At 70.0% G+C, this 16,798-nt stretch carries 13 protein-coding genes; 9 read left to right on the top strand and 4 right to left on the bottom strand.

What is annotated here, in order from left to right; translation table 11 throughout:
* The first annotated feature begins 10 nt into the window (after window positions 1–10).
* Window positions 11–3,427 (top strand): non-ribosomal peptide synthetase, encoded by a 3,417-nt coding sequence (locus AB0K34_RS19270; protein WP_138636972.1) that lies wholly within the window; start codon window positions 11–13, stop codon window positions 3,425–3,427.
* On the opposite strand, the gene entS is transcribed toward AB0K34_RS19270, so the two are convergent.
* Window positions 3,428–4,672, bottom strand: a complete 1,245-nt coding sequence (gene entS, locus AB0K34_RS19265; RefSeq protein ID WP_138636973.1) for an enterobactin transporter EntS — start codon at window positions 4,670–4,672, stop codon at window positions 3,428–3,430.
* Window positions 4,673–4,749: 77 nt separating this feature from the next.
* On the opposite strand from entS, the gene panD reads away from it, so the two are divergent.
* Complete coding sequence (gene panD / locus AB0K34_RS19260) at window positions 4,750–5,157, top strand: aspartate 1-decarboxylase (protein ID WP_138636974.1); 408 nt, start codon at window positions 4,750–4,752, stop codon at window positions 5,155–5,157.
* Between the two features lie 2 nt (window positions 5,158–5,159).
* Window positions 5,160–6,734, top strand: coding sequence for an AMP-binding protein (locus AB0K34_RS19255; protein WP_301175969.1), 1,575 nt, complete (start codon window positions 5,160–5,162; stop codon window positions 6,732–6,734).
* Between the two features lie 64 nt (window positions 6,735–6,798).
* On the opposite strand, the gene AB0K34_RS19250 is transcribed toward AB0K34_RS19255, so the two are convergent.
* Window positions 6,799–7,947, bottom strand: coding sequence for an RDD family protein (locus AB0K34_RS19250; RefSeq protein ID WP_171069496.1), 1,149 nt, complete (start codon window positions 7,945–7,947; stop codon window positions 6,799–6,801).
* Window positions 7,948–8,625: 678 nt separating this feature from the next.
* On the opposite strand from AB0K34_RS19250, the gene AB0K34_RS19245 reads away from it, so the two are divergent.
* A complete protein-coding gene (locus tag AB0K34_RS19245) occupies window positions 8,626–8,952 on the top strand; it encodes a phosphotransferase (RefSeq protein ID WP_364550080.1) in 327 nt (108 codons plus the stop codon).
* Between the two features lie 186 nt (window positions 8,953–9,138).
* Here AB0K34_RS19245 and AB0K34_RS19240 read toward each other — a convergent pair whose 3' ends face one another.
* Window positions 9,139–9,696 (bottom strand): hypothetical protein, encoded by a 558-nt coding sequence (locus tag AB0K34_RS19240; RefSeq protein WP_364550066.1) that lies wholly within the window; start codon window positions 9,694–9,696, stop codon window positions 9,139–9,141.
* Between the two features lie 606 nt (window positions 9,697–10,302).
* On the bottom strand, window positions 10,303–12,168 hold the full coding sequence (locus AB0K34_RS19235) for an AAA family ATPase (protein WP_364550064.1): 1,866 nt from the start codon (window positions 12,166–12,168) through the stop codon (window positions 10,303–10,305).
* 397 nt (window positions 12,169–12,565) lie between these two features.
* On the opposite strand from AB0K34_RS19235, the gene AB0K34_RS19230 reads away from it, so the two are divergent.
* From AB0K34_RS19230 to AB0K34_RS19210, 5 genes are all read left to right on the top strand, one after another.
* Window positions 12,566–13,177 carry a hypothetical protein gene (locus AB0K34_RS19230; protein WP_364550063.1) on the top strand — a complete coding sequence of 204 codons (612 nt, stop codon included), beginning with the start codon at window positions 12,566–12,568 and terminating at the stop codon, window positions 13,175–13,177.
* A 49-nt stretch (window positions 13,178–13,226) separates the two neighbouring features.
* The gene (locus tag AB0K34_RS19225; RefSeq protein ID WP_364550061.1) at window positions 13,227–13,592 is read left to right on the top strand and encodes a hypothetical protein; all 366 of its coding nucleotides are present in this window, start codon (window positions 13,227–13,229) and stop codon (window positions 13,590–13,592) included.
* Window positions 13,593–14,088: 496 nt separating this feature from the next.
* On the top strand, window positions 14,089–14,454 hold the full coding sequence (locus AB0K34_RS19220) for a hypothetical protein (RefSeq protein ID WP_364550059.1): 366 nt from the start codon (window positions 14,089–14,091) through the stop codon (window positions 14,452–14,454).
* 51 nt (window positions 14,455–14,505) lie between these two features.
* On the top strand, window positions 14,506–15,492 hold the full coding sequence (locus tag AB0K34_RS19215; protein ID WP_364550057.1) for a hypothetical protein: 987 nt from the start codon (window positions 14,506–14,508) through the stop codon (window positions 15,490–15,492).
* A complete protein-coding gene (locus AB0K34_RS19210) occupies window positions 15,485–15,919 on the top strand; it encodes a hypothetical protein (protein WP_364550055.1) in 435 nt (144 codons plus the stop codon). Before AB0K34_RS19215 ends, AB0K34_RS19210 begins: the two co-directional genes overlap by 8 nt.
* Window positions 15,920–16,798: the final 879 nt, after the last annotated feature.

The following is a 16,798-nucleotide window of genomic DNA, read 5'->3' as shown; positions in this document are numbered from 1 at the left end:
GAGGGGTTCCGTGCTGACCTGGGAAGAGCTGCACACCGCGCTGACCGACGTGCTGGGCGAGGACGCGGGAGCCGACGACAACCTCATCGAGCTCGGGATGGACTCGATCCGGCTGATGCGGCTGACCGGCCGGCTGCGCCGCGGCGGCATCGAGGTCCGCTTCGCCGAACTGGCCGAGCGCCCCACGCTCGCCGAATGGTGGGAGCTGCTCGCCGCGAAGGGCCAGGTGGAGCCGGCGGCCGGGCCGCCCGCCGCCGGACCGCCCGTGGTGGAGCAGGCCGACATCGAGCCGGACGAGCCCTTCCCCCTCGCCCTCATGCAGCACGCGTACTGGATCGGCCGCGACTCCGGCCAGTCGCTCGGCTCCGTCGCCGCCCACCTGTACGTCGAGCTCGACGGCCGCGCCATCGACCCCGCCCGGTTCGAGGACGCCGTCCGCGGCCTGGCCGCGCGGCACCCGATGCTGCGCGTCGCCGTGTCCGACGACGGCACGCAGCGGATCCTGCCGGAGCGCCCCGGGCCCGCCGTGACCGTCCACGACCTGCGGTCGGCGGACGAGCCGGACGCCGAGCTCGCGCGGATCCGGGCCGAGATGTCGCGGCAGCGCCTCCCGATCGAGGACGGCCGCGTCTTCGACGCCCGCCTCAGCCTGCTCCCCGGCGGCACCGCCCGCCTCCACCTGGACGTCGACATGGTCGCCGCCGACGCGATGAGCTACCGCGTCATGCTCGCCGACCTCGCCGCGCTCTACGAGGGCGAGGCGCTCGCGCCGATCCGGTACGGCTACGCCCGCTACCTCGCCGACGACCCGCGCGCCGCCGCGCGCGAGCAGGACCGCACGTGGTGGGCCGAGCGCCTCGCCGACCTCCCCGGCCCGCCCGAGCTGCCCGTCGTCCCGGAGCCGGGCGACCGCGTCGAGCGCAGGCACCACTGGCTGGCGCCGGACGACAAGGCCCGCCTCATCGCGCGCGCCCACGCCGAGGGCGTCACCCCGGCGATGGCGCTGGCGGCCGTGTTCGCCGAGGTCATCGGGGCCTGGTCGGCGACGCCGCGCTTCCTGCTGAACCTGCCGCTGTTCCACCGCGAGCCCGTCCACCCGGACGTGGACGCGGTCGTCGGCGACTTCACCGGCTCCATCATGCTCGAAGCCGACCTCCGCGAGGACCTCCCGTTCGTCGAGCGGGCGCGCGGGCTCCAGGCGAACCTGCACACGGCGGGCGCGCACAGCGACTACTCGGGCCTCGAGGTGCTGCGCGACCTGTCGCGGCGGCGCGGCGAGCAGGTCCTCGCGCCGATCGTCTACACCAGCGCGCTGAACCTCGGGGAGCTGTTCGGCGAGCGCGTCCGCGAGCACTTCGGCGAGCCGGAGTGGATCATCTCGCAGGGCCCGCAGGTGCTGCTGGACGCGCAGGTCACCGAGGTGTCCGGCGGCCTGCTGCTGAACTGGGACGTGCGCGTCCCGGCGTTCCCGGACGGCGTCGCCGAGGCGATGTTCGCCGCCTACACCGACGCGATCGCCCGGCTGGGCGCGGCGGACGCCGACTGGTCGGCGCCGCTCGGCGTCGCGGCTCCCGCGTCCCAGCTCCGCGTGCGGCAGGCGCTGAACGCGACCCCCGCCCCGCCGCCGCGCACGCTCACCGAGGGCTTCTTCGAGCACGCCCGCCGCCGCCCGGACGCCCCGGCCCTGCACTGGGGCGACGACGGCACCCTTACCTACGGCGAACTGGCAGTCCGCGCACTGCGCATCGCGGCCGCGCTCGTCGCCGCCGGTGTGCGTCCGGGCGACCGCGTCTCGGTCGAGCTGCCGAAGAGCCCCGCGCAGGTCACCGCCGCCCTCGGCGTGCTCGCGGCCGGTGCCGCGTACGTCCCGATCGGCCCCGAGCAGCCGGCCGCCCGCCGCGCGAAGATCCGCGCGAGCGCCGCCGTCGCCGCGTCCCTGGTCCCCGCCGGCGAGTCCGAGGCCGGCGTCGGCGTCGGCGTCGGCGGCACGGTGCCCGCCGGCCGGCCCGCCGACGCCGAGCCGCTGCCGGAGCCGGTGGCCGTCCGTCCCGACCAGGTCGCCTACGTGCTGTTCACCTCGGGCTCGACCGGCGAGCCGAAGGGCGTCGAGGTGCCGCACGGCGCGGCCATGAACACCATCGGCGACCTGGTCGAGCGGTTCGCGATCGGGGAGGACGACGTCACCTTCGCGATCTCCGCGCTCGACTTCGACCTGTCGGTGTTCGACCTGTTCGCGGCCTGGTCGGCGGGCGGCGCGGTCGTCCTGCCCGACGAGGACGAGCGGCGCGACGCCGCCCGCTGGGCCGACCTGGTGCGCCGCTGGTCGGTGACCGTGCTGAACTGCGTCCCGTCCGTGCTGGAGATGCTGCTGCACGCGGGCCGCCCCGAGAGCCTGCGGCTCGTCCTGCTGGGCGGCGACTGGGTCGGTGCGCACCTGCCCGCGCTGCTGGCGGAGCGCGCGCCGCGCTGCCGGTTCGTCGCGCTCGGCGGGACGACGGAGACCGCGATCCACTCCACGGTGCAGGAGGTCGCGGGGGAGGTGCCGGCCGACTGGCACGCCGTCCCGTACGGGGTGCCGCTGCGCGGCGTCGCGTGCCGGGTCGTGGACGAGCTCGGCCGCGACCGCCCCGACTGGGTCGCGGGCGAGCTGTGGATCGGCGGCGCGGGCGTCGCGGACGGCTACACGGGCGACCCGGAGCGCACCGCCGACCGGTTCGTCGTCCACGAGGGCGCCCGCTGGTACCGGACGGGCGACCTGGCCCGCTACCGCCCGGACGGCGCCATCGAGTTCCTCGGCCGCCGCGACCACCAGGTCAAGGTGCGCGGCTTCCGCATCGAACTCGGCGAGGTCGAGGCCGCGCTGCAGGACCACCCCGCGGTCGGCCGCGCCGTCGCGCTCCTCGCCGGCGGGCGGCTGGCCGCCGCCGTCGTGGCGTCCGGCGACCTCGACGAGGTGCTGGAGCACGCCCGCGGCCTCCTCCCGCCGCACATGGTGCCGGAACGGCTCGTCCGCGTGGACGAGCTGCCGCTCACCGCGAACGGCAAGGTCGACCGCAAGGCCCTCACCGCGCTCGCCGCCGCCGAGAAGGGCGAGGCGCCCTACGCCGAGCCGGCGACGCCGCTGGAGAAGGTGCTGGCCCGGATCGTCGCCGAGGTGCTGGGGGAGGAGCGCGTCGGCGCGGACGCCGACTTCTTCGCGCTCGGCGGCGACTCCGTCCTCGCGACCACGGTGGTCGCGCGGCTGCGGGAGGCGCTCGACACGACCGCGCTGCCGGTCCGGGTGCTGTTCGCCGAGCGGACCGTCGCGCGCGTCTGCCGCCGCTTCACCGAGCTGGAGGACGAGCCGGGCCGCCTGGAGGCCGTCGCCGCGATCTGGCTGGAGGTCGAGGCGATGACCGAGGAGGAGCTCGCCGCGCGCCTCGGCTGATCAGCCGGGTTCGGGCTCCGGGCGCATCGTCGCCGTCCGGAGCCCGGTCAGGGTCAGCGCCAGCGCCAGCGCGAGGACGGCGCTGACCGTCCCGTACAGGACGATGGCGGCGCCCGGCGCGAGGTACCGGCCGAGGGCCCCGGCCCCCAGCGACCCGATCGCGCCGCCGCCGGTCTCCTGCGCCGCCCAGAGCGCGTTGACGCGTCCCAGATGCGAGTCGGGCGTGTGCGACTGGATCAGCCCGTACCGCAGGATCTCCTCGATCGACTGGACGAACCCGTACGCGAACAAGATCGCGACGGCGAGCGCCGGATGGCGGGCCAGGCCGAGGCACGCCAGCGCCGCGAACCCGGTCACGGACGCGACGAGCAGCGCCAGCCCCGGCGCCCGCGCCGACCCCGCCCAGCCGCTCGTCACCGACGCGAGCACGGCCCCGCACGCGGGCGCGGCGAACAGCAGCCCGACCGTGGTGGCGCCGCCGTCCAGGCTCCGCTCCGCGAACGCGGGCATCAGCACGGGGATGCCGCCCGCGACCATGAACAGCAGCCCGAGGAGCATCAGCGACCCCACGACCCGGTGGGACGCGACGAACCGGAACCCGTCCCCGACGGCCTTCAGCGGGTTGCCCGGCGGCTCCGCGGTCTCGGGCTTGAGCACCGGCAGCGTGGTGAGCAGCCCGAGCGTGCCGAGGGTGCCGGCCGCGGCCGCCGCGTAGTTCCAGCCGACGCCGAACGCCGACACGATGATGCCGCCGAGCGCGGGCGAGGCCATCGACCCGAGCCGGACGGTCAGCGCGTTCAGCGCGCCCGCCGCGACGAGCTTGTCCGCCGCCACCAGCGCGGGCGCCGCGGCGAGCAGCGCGGTGACGCTGATGCCGGTCATCAGGCCGTCCCACGCGGCCAGCACGTAGAGGGCGGCGAGCGACGGGGACGGCAGGAACGCGTTCAGCGCCAGCAGCACGAACCCGATCCCGGCGGCCGTCCGGGCGCGCAGCATGAGCCGCCGCCGGTCGTCCTTGTCGGCGAGCACGCCGCCCCACAGGAACCCGGCGAGCAGCGCGAACCCCTCCGCCGCCGACACCCCGCCGACGTGCACGGTCGAGCCCGTCAGGTCGTACACCTGGACGGGCAGGGCGACGGCCAGCATCCCGATCCCGAAGACCGAGACCGTGCGGGCGATGAACACGTTGCGGAACGGCCTGCTGTCGCGCAGCGGACTGATGTCCATGGCCAGTCGCCGGAGCATCCTCGGGGTTCTCCTCTGCCGGGGGAGTAGCTAAGGTAAGCCTAGCCTTAGTTGATCGTGGAGAAGAGGACGAACCGGTGCAGCGGACGCTGATGAACGGAAAGATCCACCGCGCGACCGTCACCCAGGCGGATCTGCACTACGTGGGCTCCCTGACGATCGACGCGGACCTCATGGCCGCGGCCGACATCGTCGAGGGCGAGCAGGTCCACGTCGTCGACATCACCAACGGCTCCCGTCTCGTCACCTACGCCATCACCGGCGAGGCGGGCAGCGGCGTCATCGGCGTCAACGGCGCCGCCGCACGCCAGGTCCAGCCCGGCGACATGGTCATCATCATCACCTACGCGTCCGTGGAGGAGTCGGCCCGGGACCGCCACGAGCCCCGCGTCGTCCACGTCGACGCCGCCAACCGCATCGTCGCCCTCGGCTCCGACCCGGCCGAGCCGGTCCCCGGCGCCCCCGCCCAGCTGGCCGGGCGGTGAGCATGGACGGCTTCACCCCCTGGCCCGCCGACCTCGAAGCCCGCTACACCGCCGACGGCCACTGGACGGACCGCCTCCTCGGCGACGTCCTGCGCGGCGAGCCGTCCCGGACGGCCCTCGTCGCCGGCGCCGACCGCCTCACCTACGCCGAACTGGACGCCCGCGCCGCCCGCGCCGCCGCCGGGTACCTGGCCCTCGGCATCGGCCGCGGCGACCGCGTCGTCGTCCAACTCCCGAACACGACCGCCTTCGTCGTCACCTTCCTCGCCCTCGTCCGCATCGGCGCGGCGCCCGTCCTGGCCCTGCCCGCCCACCGCGAGAGCGAGATCCGCTACCTGTGCGAGCTGTCGGAGGCCCGCGCCTACATCTGCGCCGACCGCGACGGCGACTTCGACTACCGCGCCATGGCCCGCACCCTCCCCGTGGACCACGTGATCGTGGACGGCGACGCGGCGGAGTTCACCCCGCTCGCGTCGGTGGACGCCGACCCCGTCGAGTCCACGCCGCCGTCCCCGTCCGACGTCGGCGTCTTCCTGCTCTCCGGCGGCACGACGGGCCTGCCGAAGCTGATCCCCCGGACGCACCGCGACTACGTCTACAACCTGGAGGCCAGCGCCGAAGTCTGCGGCTTCACCCCGGCCACCGTCTACCTGGTCGTCCTGCCCGCCGCGCACAACTTCGCCCTGGCCTGCCCCGGCATCCTCGGCGTCTTCGCCACCGGCGGCACGGTCGTCCTGTCCCCGTCCGGCTCGCCCGACGAGGCGTTCCCCCTCATCGAACGCGAGCGCGCCACGGTCTGCGCGGTCGTCCCCCCGATCGCGCTCCTCTGGCTGGACGCGGTGTCCTGGCAGGAGGAGGACATCTCGTCCCTCGAACTCCTCCAGGTCGGCGGCGCGAAGCTCGCCGCCGAACGCGCCGCCGACGTGCCGGGCACCCTCGGCTGCCAGGTCCAGCAGGTCTTCGGCATGGCCGAGGGCCTCCTCAACTACACGCGCCTGGACGACCCGGCCGACCTCGTCGAACGGACCCAGGGCCGCCCGCTCTCACCCGCCGACGAGATCCGGATCGTCGACGAGGACGGCAAGCAGGTGGCCCCCGGCGAGGTCGGCGAACTGCTGACCCGGGGCCCGTACACCCTGCGCGGCTATTACCGCGCCCCCGAGCACAACGCCCGCTCCTTCACCCCGGACGGCTACTACCGGACCGGCGACCTCGTCCGGCGGCTCCCGTCCGGCCACCTGATCGTCGAGGGCCGCGAGAAGGACCAGATCAACCGGGGCGGCGACAAGGTCTCCGCCGAGGAACTGGAGAACCACCTCCTCGCCCACCCCGCCGTCCACGACGCCGCCGTGGTGGGCATCCCCGACCCCATGATGGGCGAGCGAACCTGCGCATTCCTCATCATCAGGGACGCCGGAAAGGCCCCCACCCTCCCCGAGATCAAGGAGTTCCTCCGCACACGCGGCCTCGCCGCCTACAAATTCCCCGACCGCCTGGAAACAGCCGACGCCTTCCCCCGCACCCCCGTAGGCAAGATCAGCAAAAAGACTCTGGCGGCCCGAGTGGCGGCCTCCTGACACGACCCCGTCACCCGCTGGCCGGCGAGAGGCGGCCGGCGGGTGAAAAGGCCGATCCCCGCCCTCACAGCCAGAGGATGACGCTGAGAGTAGGGGCCTGAATGAACCGGAAGGCATTCTTCGCCTTGCCCGCCGCATCCGGCTGCGCGGGCGATACGGCGGTCGTCGCGACGACATACCGGTCCTGACTGCCCACCTGCCCGACCTGCGCCCCGCCCGGCGGCTCCAGGTCGCCACCCGGCACGAACCGCAGATCGGTGTGCCGCAAGCGCCGCGCGGCATCACTCGCCGCGCCCGGATCGGCGAACCTGAGGACGTGGCTGCTGACCAGCACCCCGTCGGGGGTCTTGAACGCGATCTCGATCCGCCCTTCGCACCCGGCCTGCCGCAGGACGCCACGGGCCTGCTCACTGGTCGCACCGGCGCGGCAGCCCTTCTCGTCGTCCAGCACCTTGGCCGCCGTACGTTCGTAGGTCTCCGAGGCGCCACCGAAGGCGTTCTCGAACCGGATGTCGTCGTCGTAGAAGGTGTTCACCTCGAACGCCGGACCGCCGCCGGATGAAGCCCCGCCGGATGAAGACCCACCGGCCGTGAGCCCGATGACGACCGGCGCCGCCAGAACGGTCACTCCGAGGACCCCGGCAATGGAGCCGAGCGCAATGCGCCACCGACGCTCCCGCCTCTCCCAGCGCCGCACATGGTCAGCCCCCACCGCACCCGAACCGGAGGACCCGAGCACCGCCAGCCCACCGGTCTCCGCAGGCGCGGGCGGTGCCTGCGCCAGGACGACGACCGTCTTGGCCCGGCGGTCGTGCAGGCATTGCCCGAGCCGTCCGTCCTTCCTGTGCTCCCAGGGATCGGTGATCAGCGGAATGGACGACGAACTCCGAGGAAGCGCGTACCGCTTGAAAGACCGGTGCCACCCTGGCGGCCGCATCCCGTCTTCCTGGCGCACCACCCGGATCCCTGCGACCCGCTGCCCGACCGTGCACCCCCACCGCGCGATCCCCCCGACACGCAGCAGGACCATGGCGAAGACCCCGAGGAACACGGCCGGAATGCCCACCCACGTCATCCACGAAAACGAGGCGTCCTCGAAAAACAGACCGACCACATAGACCGGCGAAAGGCCCGCCATGACCACCACGAACGCCACGGCGCCGTCGACGACGCGGGCCGCAAGACGCTGCTCGGTACTGGCCAGGACGCGCACGACCCGCTCGTCATTGTCCGCAGTCCGCTCTGCCGAAGTCCCTACGGGCACATAAAGGGGAGCCGTCACACCGGCATATACAAGCACAGCGCCGGTGATGTCCTAGGTCGCGCCTTCCAGAAGGTCAGGAGGAGGTAGATGGTCAGACCCGGTTGCGTCCACGAACGTGGTGACCATGGGGGTGAAGACGACCGCAGGATCGGATCCGCAGCCGTTCGGCCAGCAGCGGCGTGGCGCCGCCGATGGCGGCCCCTCAGCCGCAAGTCAGTACCAGGGTGATGCCGACGACCACCGCGATGTCCGCGCCGATGAACAGTGTCCCTCACCACGGGCGATCAAGGTCAGCAGTGTGCCCAGGGTGAGGACCTGGCTTCGATGGCCACCATGCGTTGCACGGCACCCACATCCCCTTGGCCGTGAGTCGTTTCCGCTACCGCTGACGCGCCGTCCACTCGGGGGCTGCCTACAGTTGCTCCGCATGACGCAGGCCGAGATCGGGATCACTGGGGAGTTGGTGCGGATCTGCTGCGCGACCAGCATCCCGGCCTGGCCGATGACCCGGTGTGGCTTGGCGCACGGGGCTGCGGACAACCAGCTGTGGCGGCTCGGCGACGATCTCGCCGTCCGGTTGCCCTGGGCCACGGAGTCCGCTGACGGGCTGCTGCGCAAGGAGCACACCTGGCTGCCCGTCCGCGCCTCCTGCCGCCGGTCCCCGTTCCGCAACGCCTCGGCGAGCCCTCCGCGCGATTCCCGCGACCTTGGATCGTCACCACCTGGGTACCGGGGGCGCCAGCCGACCACGGCCCCGTCACGCGCGCCGCAGAAGCCGCCACCGCGCTGGCCGCGTTTCTGACGGCACTTCACCAACCAGCCCCCGAGCAGGCCCCGGCCGGCCGGGGCCTTGGAGGCCCGCTGGCCGACTACTCCGAGGACTTCGCCAAGCAACTCGCCTTGGTCACCGAGCTGGGGCACATCTACGACCCTGACGCCGTCCGCGCGGTCTAGGAAGACGCCGCCGCCGCGCCCGACTGCGATGGGCCGGCACTCTGGCTCCATGGCGACCTGCATCCGGCCAACGTCGTCAACCCGCCGGCACGATCTGCGGTGTGGTCGGCTTCGGTGACCTCTTCGCGGGCGACCCGGCGTGCGAGCCGGGCGGAGGCAGCCGCTGATCTGACGGACAGAACCCGGTCAACCTTCGCCGCGTTGTAGATAGAGAAGAATTTCGACGGCAAAGCGAGTTGCTGCCTGCTGAAGGCCGAAGTCCTCCAGGAGGTCGGCCTCGTCATACACCTCATCTCCCAGCAGGCTGATCACGGGCACCCGTTCGCCGCCGCCGGTTGCGTAGTCCCTCCAGACCGATCCAATGGAGACCTTGGAGTGCACGGCATGGTTACGCCGCTCGACTGCTTCCTCGATGCCGCACAACTCGTATTCCCAGTGCTGCTCGTCCTCGTCGCTCAGCAGCCTTCGGACATCTTGGACGAGCCGTCCAGCCGTGCTCTTCTCAACATTGGCGTCTGGGTTCAGGTGCGCGACAACCCTGCGGAGAACGGTCTCCGTCTCCGTCCCCTGCGCCATCACCAGGCCGCGGAGTCGATGCATCTCGGCGGCGAGGTCGTCACGGACGGGTGCCTCGCGCCAACTGTCGGGGACGTCGTGCTCGACGTCCTCATCCGACAGATCCTGGATCATCGCCTCTGAGGACACGACCTCTCGGTGGCGTCCAGAGCTGAACTGGTTCCTCACTCGATCAATTATCAAGCCGTCAAGGGGAGGCACGCCCCAGGTTTTCTCAGCCACGCGGCGCCTGCCGTGTCAGGGACGGCTGTCGAGTGGGCGGCACTTGCCGAGGATCACCTCAACGCCGGATCTGGGGTCGGCCTGCTTCGGATCGACGGGTCCGTGGCGATCGCCAGCATGACCAGCTGCGGACTCTGCGTCCGCTCCTGGAGCGCGTCCAGGAGCAGCCCGAAACTCAGGCCGATCAGGAACGAGAGATCGGGAAACCTCTGGTGCAACAGAGTCTCGTAGCCCCAATGACCGAGCCTGCCGCCCGGACCCTGAAGTCGGCATTCTCGTGATCCCCACAGTGTCCACCAAGGTGATACCGAAGAGCGCGAATTCGCGCAGAGCATCGCCCTCGGCAATGCGCACGGGCATCTCGGAGCGCCCAACGAGTTCCACCGTGGACGCCTGCGACGGTGTCGTGACTACTCTCCTCCCTGAACAACCAGCACATCACGACCGGCCTCGCCGGAGACTTGACCAGGATCCTGAGGTGGCTCTGGCGGCATTGAAGTCGCTTACAGGCGGCGCCGCGTGCCGTCGTGGCGAAGCTGGCGAACACGCTTCTCAGTTCTCCCTGGCCATCAACTGCACGTGGGCGATGATCTTTTTCAGCTGTGCCGGCGGGAGCGTCTTGGTCAGCAGGGTGGCCTGGAAGTATGTGTGCTCGCTCTTGCCGTCCGTCCCGTGGCCGTCCGCAACGAGCTCCTTCTTCATGATCTCCCAGTCCGGCCACTCTTCCTTGAGGAAGGCTTCGAGCGTGTCGCGGAACACGGCGTAGCCGCTGGCCACCATGGTTTCCGGCCAATCCTCCTCATCCGCGCCGAGCAGGGACAGCAGACTTCGATTCTTGCCGGTCTCCTTGGCGATCCGGTCGGCCAGCTTCTTGTCTGTCTCGTCCGGTTTGCGCTCGGCGTTGTGCCTGTCTCCGTCGAACACCACATAGGTTGGGATGCCGAGTGTGGTGAGGATGGCGTATGGCAGCCGGAGGTTCTGCTTGCCTTCGACGTTTACCACCATGATGCCATTGGTGTTCAACGGGTCCTCGCGGTAACCGCAGCCTTCGAGGACGCCCTTGTCGCTGACGCCCTCCACCAGAACGACTGCGCGGGCGAACATGGCCTCCGGGATGTCCGTCAAGTAGGCCCGCGCGATCTTCCGGGCGAGTTCCACGTCGCTGATCTTCAACCCAAGCAGATCCTTGACAGCCTGCTGCGTGCTGGAGTCGACGTGGACGGACGGGGCGCCGTCCGCCTTCGTGCGCGTCATGCGGCGGATCTGATGGAACCCGTCCGTCTCCAGGAAGTACGGGCTGTGCGTGGCGTAGGAGATCTGAATTCCGTGCTCCGGCCCCGTGGCGAGCCTGCGCAGCACCGACGCGAAGGTCCGGGCCTGGACAGGATGCTGGAAGAGCTCCGGCTCCTCGATCGCCAGGAACACCGTCCGGCTCGCCTCGGCGGCCTTCCGCTCTGCCAGCACCCGGAGCGCGGTGATGAGCACGGCTCGCTGGAAACCGTGCCCCTGCTGGTCAACACGCGTGTTGGCGGTCCCGTCCTCCACCGACACCTGGAACAGGGGCTGTGGCACGCGCATCTCGGGAATGTGGGAGCTGACGCGCAGCCTGCGGCCCCGGGTGAGCTGCTCGACTTCGCGGGTCAGCTCGTTCGAGAGTTCATGCAGTTGCGCCTCGAAGTGCTCGGCGTGGATCTTGCCGCGGTCGTCGTTGAACACCGCCTGAAGATCAAGCATGTCCTGCTCGGCTTGGCCGCGGTCCACGGCCTGGTCCATGATTCGGCCGATGATGGAGCCTTTCACATCACGCCCCTCCTCGACCGCCCGTAGGTCCGCGCTGACGAATACGTAGTCGAACAGCCCGGTCATCTTCGCCTGCCCGGCGAAGCCGAAGAAGTGGGTGTCGGCGGGCAGTTCGACTGCTTCGAGCTGGTCTCGATGTCTGCTTTCCCATGCGGACAGTGCATCTTCGACGGCCTTGGCACTCGAGGCGGCTGGCAGGCCGAGCTCAGGTCGTGCATCAGTCAGAGCTTTGTATCTCTTGCGCTGCTCCAGGGCGCCCTTGGCACCTCGGATCTCGCCGAACGGCGGGTACGCCAGAGCGCGTCCAGACAGCTTGTCAGCACCGTCCTCCCAGCGTCGCCAGAGCCGGACGGACTCGGTGTTCCCGGCCGCGTATTTCCCGAGCGCCGCCCGGTCCAGATCAGTGAGGTCGCCGAACTGGACCTCGACGCTGATCTGTTTCCGTGCCGCCCCCGCCCAGACGTCCTCCTCGGTCAGCGGCTGTGCCGGCCCGTTGAAGAACCAGTCCAGCGCGCGCAGGACGGCCGACTTCCCCACCCCGTTCGGCCCGATGAACGTCGTGATGTCGTCGAAGCGGATGTCCACGTCTTGCAGACACCGATAGTTCTTGATCGCCACCCGTTGTATCCGCACACATCAACCTCATCGCTCACAGGCGCCTCGCTGCAACCGAATTCAGTGACTGACCGCAGTGTGCCGATACGATGAGTTAGGTAAACCGGAGGGAGTCGCCGGACGTCCGCGTGGGGTCAGGGGGTGCCATCCATGTCCCCGGCGTCCTTCGCGACGGTCGGGGGCGCCGGGCGCCCGGGACGTACTGGACGTGCGCCACCACGTGGCGCGCGGCGACCCGCCATGTGGTGGGTGGTATGCGCGGCGGTCAGGCTGGCGGCAATCGGAAGTACGCGCGGCGCGGCCGGTTCGGGCCGCTAGCCTGCATGGTTCAGAAGGCGGCAACGGAGGAGAGGACGCCGATGGACCAGATGGCGCGCGTGGGAGGCCTCAAGGGGAGCTGGTGAGCTTCGCCATGTCCGACCGCTTCGGCGCTGTGCTGAAAGAGTTGGTCCTGGACGCCTTCCCGGACGTCGTCGTCGACGACGAGAGCGTCTTGCCGCTGTCATCGATGACTTCTTGCTCCGCCACCGGCTCGAGAGCGGCGCACGGGGAGTGGGAACGGTTCATCGCCGAGCGCCGTGACCTGGACGAGACGGACAAGGCGCTGCTGCTCTGCTGGCTCGCCAACGTGCAGGGCGTGTTCGAGATCACTGAGCCGTACGGCGACGACGGTGTCATCGTCTTCAACCACGTCGACGAGCCCACCTACCGCGTCCGCTCCAACATGGGCACGGAGGGCGTGGAACTCCTCGCCCCGGATGATCATGATCCGCGCCATCGTGCCCGTTGGCGAGACTTGGTGATCAGCGGGACGCCGATGGCCTTCCCCGCAGGCCATGCCGACCAGGTCCTGGCCGGGGTGCCCGAGATCGTCACGAAGTTTCCCTCGCGGGCCATCCGTTATCCGGAGAAGCTCGCGCAAGGGCGCGAACTGCAGGCCGAACAACGTGCGGCATTCATCGACCTGCACGGCGCCGACCTGGTCGTCGTTCCTGGCGACCAGAGACTCTGATGGCCTTCTACCGCCACAACTACGAACGGGCTGGCAGCAAGACCGGGCCGTGGACCGGACCCGACCTGCCGTCGCTGCCCAGGGAATGGACCAGTGCAGACAACGTCGCCCTGACTACGACGCCGAGGACGGCCTCGGCTTCTACGCCGACTGCACCTCGGCCCGGCGCGCCTTCGCCGACCCCGGCCTCATCAGGCGCCGTCCCTACCGGGACATCATCTCCGACTACCTGCGCGAGGACGGGATCAGCCCTGTCTCGATCCGGCGACTGGTGGCAGAAGCCGGCCCCGACGCCGCCGACCTCGTGTTTCAGAAACTGCTCAGGAAGCCGGGCTCCTCCGGGGACGCGATGGCGAGGCCCTGCTCCGCAAGTACAAGGCCGACTGGTATGACAACCCGCCGCTGCCCCGGGTGACGCCCACATTGCCCGCCTCACCCGGCGGTTCGAGGACGCGAAGCGCACGTGAACGTACGAATTGCCTCTTTGACCCACCGCATGTCGCCTTCGGCGGGGCTGTGGGGCGTCAGTGGACTAGGCGTGGTCTCGGTTATGCGTTGCGCTGGCCTGGAGTTTTACGGATTCATGCCTGGTGGCGGGTGATGAGTGGCTGCACCTGACGGGTGCGCGGCCGCATGTGCGGCGCTGGCTGCGCTCAACGCCGAAGAGCGCTCAGGTTCTGGGAGATTACGCGGTAACCACACCTGTAATTTCCAGACTGGAGCGCTCTGTGTGATGAAGGGGTACGTCCTGAGGCTGTGCCCTGCAGGTCACCGCTGACGGGAACGGGCTGGTCGGGCACGCGGGCGGGATCTTGCTGCGCAAGCTCGCCGATCAGTGCGGCCTGATCGCCGGACTCGACGCGGTGCTGATGCAAAAGGAGATGTTCCCGTAACTCGGCGGGGGCATGGTCATGGCGTCCACGGCGTTCGCGATCGTGATGGGCGCGACCACGATGGCTGTTTTCGCAGTCTTGAGACAGCTCGCGCCCGTGCTCGTGGTGGCGCCGAGCGGTTACACGATCCGTCACGTCCTGAACCTGACCGATGACCGGGCGTTGGCCCGGACCGCGCAGGCCAGGGCGAGAGTCCGGTCTCAGGTGTGGAGGCAGATCGAGGCCGCAGGCGCCTTCTCCTGGCTGAAGATCGCGGGCAGGACCCTCAGCGGGTGGCTGTTCCTCGACGTGAACGGCACCTTGATCATCCCTGGCTTCGCCCCTTCGCCGGCAAGTGATTCGGCAGCTGGCCAGAACCGGCATCGTGCAACTGGTCGCTTTTGACCTGGGACATCGCTGTTGCTGTCAAACTGGGCTGAAGCTAAGGGGGACACCATGCCGTTCTTCATTCCTGTTGTGTTGGTCGCTGTCGGTGCCGCCACCGGAGGCAGCGGGGCCGCACTGGGCGGCAAGGGCGCCTACGACTTGAAGAAGGCCATCGAAAGGCGAAAGAAGGCGGATCGGCATCATGAGCAGCGCCGTGCGGTCACCCAGGACAAGCTTGAGAACAGCAATCGGAAACTTGCGGCGTTGGGGGTGCAGCAAGAGCAGGCCATAGTCAACGTCGTCGTCCGGATGGCGGACTTCCTGCGCCGCCACGAGCGTCAGGTCCGCGAGAGCGATCGCTTGCTGGTCGAAGGTGTAGACGCCACCCTGACGCAGGTGCCCGGGCTGCAGGGATTGGGAGTGGAGGCCGCGGCCTTCATAGGCGGTGCGGTCGGGGCCGCAGTCGCGGGCGCGGGAACCGGGGCCGGTGTCACGGCCGTGGCCGGCAGTGTGGGGGTGGCCAGCACGGGTGCCGCGATCGGCGGGCTCAGCGGTGCTGCCGCGGAGTCCGCCACCCTGGCGTTCCTGGGCGGCGGAAGCCTCGCCTCGGGTGGGGGCGGCATGGCATTGGGAGCCACCGTCCTGAACGTCGTCACCATCGGCCCCGCAATGCTTGTTGGTGGCCTCGTCCTCAAGGGGCAAGGTACGAAGGCGATTACCCAGGCCCGGGAGCGCGAGGCCGAGATCGCCGTGGCCCTCGCGGAGTTGGACGAGACCGAGGCTCGTCTCAGAGGCGTCGACGCCCGAGCCGATGAGCTCAGCAGCCTGCTCGCGAAACTATCGGCACAGGCGACCTCGGCGCTCGACCTCCTGGAGTCCGAGCCCTTCGACTCCCTGGCGCACGCGCCCCGCTTCCAGCGGGCGATGAGCCTGGCGATGGCCGTTCGCGATGTCGCCACCACGCCGATCATCGACGCCGAGGGTGAACTGACCGAACAAAGCGCGAACATCACTATCAAATACCGGCCCATGGCCGAGGGGAATGCCGATGCCTGACCAGTCGAAAGTCCACGAAGGCAAGATCGTCCCGCCGCCCAGGGCCGGTCGACCTCCTGCCATGGAGGCCTTCGCCGCGCTCAACCAGGTCGTCGACGCGGTGCGGGAGTGCATCAAGATTCACGAGGAGCAGGCGACCATCCGCAGTCGCATCGCCGCCTATGAGGCCACGGAGGTGGCCCGCATCAAGGCGGGCGAAGCGGTGCTCAAGGACTACTTCTCGCAGGTCTTCGCTGAGCGACGAAGCCTGTACGACGAACTGTTCTCCCGACTCGACCGGGCTTTCGATGAAGGCAACGGCGAAGCCCTGAACAGTGTCGTACGCGGCATCGTTGACATCGCCCAGAAGTCGCCGCTGGCGGACATCGGTGACCTCAGCCAGATACGCGCCGCCCTCGACGACCCCGACCAAGTATGGGAACTGTAGCCACGGTGGGCCACGGTGGACGAGCCGGAACTCGGGGAGGGCGGAGTTACGGCTTGTGGCCGCTGGGGAAGGAGAGAGGGCAGAACATGACCATCGGCGGGCGGACCCGCTGGCCAGGCCGGACAAAAGCACAGCTTGTCGTGGCCTGTGGCGTAGGCTGCATTCACGGCCTACGTGGCCAGGGGCGTGCACGGCGTGCGTCACGAATGATCAGCGAACACCACAACCTGCGCGGGCTGACCGAGGCGGCCATCAAGACTGTCTCCTATGCGACGGTGAAACGGCGACCGTCCGCGTTCGCTTGAGCCGGCCTGGCTGCAACGATTGTCGACCGCATGCGCCGCACATGCCCCGCTAGGGCGGGCCTTGCTGGTGCCGTACGACATGTCGACGTTGCACTTCGAGACCGACACTCGGCCTCTCCACGGCCACGACCAGCGCGTGTTCTGGCGGCCCGAGACCCCCAGAGATGTCCTGTCGGGCCTGGAACTCCTTGGCGCCACCTACTCCTGCGGCTGTGGCGGAGCTGCTGCGCGGCGCGGTGTTCGAGTCGTCCGGGATGGCGGCCAACACGGCCGTTGAGGCCAGGATCAGGGTAAGTGCCGGGAAGCGGGTCGCGTGCCATGGCCGGAGCGGAGAACGTGGCGTCTGCACGCCTCCTGGGGTTCGGCATTGATCGTTTTAGACCCCTCGTATCCCAGCCGGCGCATCGAGTGAAGAGTCCTGGCCCACGCCGGTCGACCGCTATCGGGGCCCTTCTGTGCGATGACCTCGGTCAACCAGGACAACGGGCACGCTTCGTGACCGCGAAGAGTCGCCTTACGGCGCGTCGATGGGGGACCTGAAGGAAACCGTAAGGTGCCTCCGGCAGCTTGGAGT

The organism is Actinomadura sp. NPDC049382 (assembly GCF_040677125.1).
In the GTDB taxonomy this organism is placed as follows: domain Bacteria; phylum Actinomycetota; class Actinomycetes; order Streptosporangiales; family Streptosporangiaceae; genus Spirillospora; species Spirillospora geliboluensis.
This window is presented reverse-complemented; position numbering and strand designations above follow the sequence as displayed.